Below are 1,779 nucleotides of genomic sequence, written 5' to 3' on the forward strand. Positions count from 1 at the left end.
TGCTGCTCCCGCAGCCGCTCCTGGTCGGCGGCGTTGGTCTCGGCCAGCACCTCGGCCCGCTCCGGGTCCAGCAGGTCGGACACCACGCCGACCACCCGGGACGCGTCGAGCACGTGCACGGTCGTCGACTCGTAGGCCGGCGCGATGCGGACGGCGGTGTGCTGGCGGGAGGTGGTCGCGCCGCCGATCAGCAGCGGCAGCTTCAGCCCGCGCCGCTGCATCTCCGCCGCCACCGACACCATCTCGTCCAGCGACGGCGTGATCAGGCCGGACAGGCCGATGGCGTCCGCGCCCTCGGCCACCGCGGTGTCCAGGATCTTGGCCGCCGGCACCATCACGCCCAGGTCGATCACGTCGTAGCTGTTGCAGCCCAGCACCACGCCGACGATGTTCTTGCCGATGTCGTGCACGTCGCCCTTCACGGTGGCCAGCACGACCTTGCCGTTGCCCCGCTCGGTCTCCACCACGCCGGCCAGCCGCAGCTGCTCCTTCTCCTCCTCCATGAACGGCTCCAGGTAGGCCACCGCGCGCTTCATCACCCGCGCGCTCTTGACCACCTGGGGGAGGAACATCTTGCCGGAGCCGAACAGGTCGCCGACGATCTTCATGCCGTCCATCAGCGGACCCTCGATGACCTCCAGCGGCCGCTTGGCCTGCTGCCGGGCCTGCTCGGTGTCCTCCTCGATGAAGTCCACGATGCCGTGCACCAGCGCGTGCGACAGCCGCTCCCCCACCGGGCCCTCGCGCCAGGACAGGTCGACGACCCGCTTGGTGCCCTTGCCGCGCACCGTCTCGGCGTACTCGACCAGCCGGTCGGTGGCGTCCTCGCGGCGGTCGAACAGCACGTCCTCGACCAGCTCCAGCAGCTCGGCCGGGATGTCCTGGTAGACGGCCAGCTGGCCGGCGTTGACGATGCCCATGTCCAGGCCCGCGGCCACCGCGTAGTACAGGAAGGCCGAGTGCATGGCCTCGCGCACGACGTCGTTGCCGCGGAAGGAGAACGACAGGTTGGAGATGCCGCCGGAGGTGCGCGCGCCCGGACAGCGCTGCTTGATCAGCGGCAGCGCGTCGATGAAGGCCTTGGCGTAGCCGTTGTGCTCGCTGATGCCGGTGGCCACGGCCAGCACGTTCGGGTCGAAGATGATGTCCTCGGCCGGGAAGCCGACCTTCGTGGTCAGCAGGTCGTAGGCGCGGGCGCAGATCTCCACCTTGCGCTCGGTGGTGTCGGCCTGGCCCTGCTCGTCGAAGGCCATCACCACCACGCCGGCCCCGTACTCGCGGATGGCGCGGGCCTGGCGCAGGAACGGCTCCTCGCCCTCCTTCAGGGAGATCGAGTTGACCACGCCCTTGCCCTGCACGCAGCGCAGGCCGGCCTCCAGCACGCTCCACCGGGAGCTGTCGATCATGATCGGGATCCGGGCCACCTCGGGCTCGGTGGCGATCAGGTTCAGGAACGTGGTCATCGCCTGCTCGCTGTCCAGCAGGTCGGCGTCCATGTTCACGTCCAGCAGGTTGGCGCCGCCGCGCACCTGCTCCAGGGCCACGTCCACGGCGGCCTGGTGGTTGTCGGACTCGATGAGCCGGCGGAACTTGGCCGAGCCGGTGACGTTGGTCCGCTCGCCGATCATCACGAAGCCGGTGTCCGGGCCGATCTCGAACGGTTCGAGACCGCTGAACCGGGTCGCGGCACCGATCGCCGGTAGTGGGCGGGGCGGCAGGCCTTTGACGGTCTCGGCGATCCGCGCGATGTGCGCGGGTGTGGTGCCGCAGCAGCCACCG

The 1,779-nt window shown here is 70.2% G+C and carries 1 protein-coding gene; it reads right to left on the reverse strand.

What is annotated here, in order from left to right:
- Positions 1-1,779: dihydropteroate synthase (locus ACIG5F_RS49210; RefSeq protein WP_396527281.1), on the reverse strand; the 1,779-nt coding region annotated here is incomplete at both ends.

This window comes from Kutzneria sp. NPDC052558 (genome assembly GCF_044547355.1).
In the GTDB taxonomy this organism is placed as follows: Bacteria; Actinomycetota; Actinomycetes; order Mycobacteriales; family Pseudonocardiaceae; genus Kutzneria.